The organism is Hydrogenophaga sp. (assembly GCF_026125825.1).
Classification (GTDB): Bacteria; Pseudomonadota; Gammaproteobacteria; order Burkholderiales; family Burkholderiaceae_C; genus Hydrogenophaga.
In genome coordinates this window covers 1-1,875 of the sequence record NZ_JAHCKK010000213.1, presented here as the reverse complement: position 1 = coordinate 1,875, position 1,875 = coordinate 1, and the positions used below count along the sequence as shown (strand labels likewise).

At 67.9% G+C, this 1,875-nt stretch carries 2 protein-coding genes; both read left to right on the top strand.

What is annotated here, in order from left to right:
* On the top strand, window positions 1–1,357 hold a 1,357-nt coding region (locus tag KIT86_RS25045; protein WP_297403446.1), incomplete at its 5' end, for an FAD-dependent monooxygenase.
* The gene (locus KIT86_RS25265; protein ID WP_367185478.1) at window positions 1,257–1,547 is read left to right on the top strand and encodes a hypothetical protein; all 291 of its coding nucleotides are present in this window, start codon (window positions 1,257–1,259) and stop codon (window positions 1,545–1,547) included. The genes KIT86_RS25045 and KIT86_RS25265, both read left to right, overlap by 101 nt.
* Window positions 1,548–1,875 lie beyond the last annotated feature (328 nt).

The window sequence follows — 1,875 nt, the reverse complement described above, 5'->3', positions numbered from 1 at the left end:
CGCTGTAGCGGGTGCAGTGCAGTGGATGGCGCCAGAGCTGCTGTCGATCCAGGGGCACAAGGACTACTTTGCGGCGGACGTGTACGCGTTCGGGATGATTCTGTGGGAGCTGGCCGCGCGCGAGCCGCCGTACGAGGGCGCCAACGAGTTTGCTATCTGCACGTGTGTTCAGCGCGGCGAGCGGCTTGACATCCCGCCGGACTGCCCGCCAGACTGGGCGCGCCTCGTCATGCGATGCTGGGCGCAGAATCCGGCCGACAGGCCGCGGTTCGTCGACCTGATCAAGCCGCTGCTCGCGGTGCCGGACCTCCTCGAGCCCATCCTCCTGCGTGCCGCCAGAGCACGCGGCGTCGACGTGCGCTTCGAGACGCAGCTGGTGGCCTTCACGCAAGATGAAGTGGGCGTGACGGCCACGCTGAGGGACGGCACGACGGGCATCGAGCACTCGGTGCGCTCCGCTTACCTCATTGGCGCGGACGGCTCGCGCAGCGCGGTGCGCAAGGGCCTCGGCATCGAGCGCAGCGGCTCGCGCACCTACGGTCATCAGTTGAACGTGCTCTTCCATGCCGCCGACCTCGCGCCCCTTGTGCGCGGTCGGGAGTTTAGCTTGTGCCTCGTGGAGAATGCGGCCGTTCGCGGTCTCATCGCGTCCATCGACAACGCGGCCACGTGGGTCATCCATCTTGCGTACGAGCCGGAGCGCGGCGAGCGACCCGACGACTTTACGCCCGCGCGATGCGAGGCGCTCATCCGCGAGGCCGTCGGAATCGCCGACCTCCACGTCACCATCCTCGGCGTGAGTCCCTGGCAGTCGGCTGTGCGCATCGCCGAGCGGTACCGGCAGGGCCGTGCCTTTCTGGCCGGCGACGCCGCGCATTCCATGTCACCATGGGGAGGCCTCGGGGCAAACACTGCCATCCAGGATGCGCACAACCTCGCATGGAAGCTCGGACTCGTGCTCGCTGGCACAGCACACGAGAGCCTGCTCGACACCTACGAGGCCGAGCGCCTGCCAGTCGGGCGGGCCGCGGGCGACATCGCTGGCCGCTTGAATGGCGACCGGGGGCCTCATTGTCGTGCCGCGGCCCTTGGGCACGCTGCGAATCATGTGGGCGATGCGCCACGTTTTCCCTTACCTGACCATGGGCTATGGCTACGCGTCGACGGCCGTCGTGCTCGAGCCGGGCAAGCCACCGGGACCCGGGACATCGTCCCTCGACGGCCGGCCCGGCACCCGCCTGCCGCATGTCTGGATCATGCACGGGACCCAGCGCCTCTCTACGCTCGACTTCGCTGGCGGGCGCTTCCTGCTGCTTGCGGGGCTCCAAGCGAACGCATGGTGCGATGCCGCGCATGAGGAAGCGAATCAGCTCGGAATCCGGCTCACCTGCGAGCGCATTGCGGAACATGGCGCCCTCGGGATTGGACGTGACGGAGCGGCGCTCGTGCGGCCCGACGGAATCGTCGCCTGGCGGTCGAGAGGTAGTGCTCCCAAGGAATCGCTTGCGCGTGCGCTTAGGCAAATCCTCGGGATGACCGAAGTCTAGGCTCGCCGCGCTGAACGCAGCGCTCGCTCGCTGGCTGCGCTCGCAGGCGAACAGAGAGCTTGGCGCCGCCGCTACCGTCCATAGCGCGGGGCGCTCTCCGGGCGCGTCGTGTGCGCCGACAGCGCCTTGGCGTCGGTCAAGTCGGCCGTCCAGCTGCACAGCAATGGCCTCTACCCTTCCTCGCACTCGTGAAGCCTGCGTCGCGGCACTTGCAGAATGCGTTCCTCGAGAGCTACCCGCTGCACGAGCGCGGCGACCCATGTGTCCGTGACGAGCAGAATGGAGGGTGTCAACTTGATCGGCTGCGCCTGGAACGACAGCAAGCGGA

Coding starts and splice junctions, on each gene's coding strand:
- KIT86_RS25265 (WP_367185478.1), top strand. CDS start 1,257: ATGCACGGGACCCAGCGCCTCTCTACGCTCGACTTCGCTGGCGGGCGC.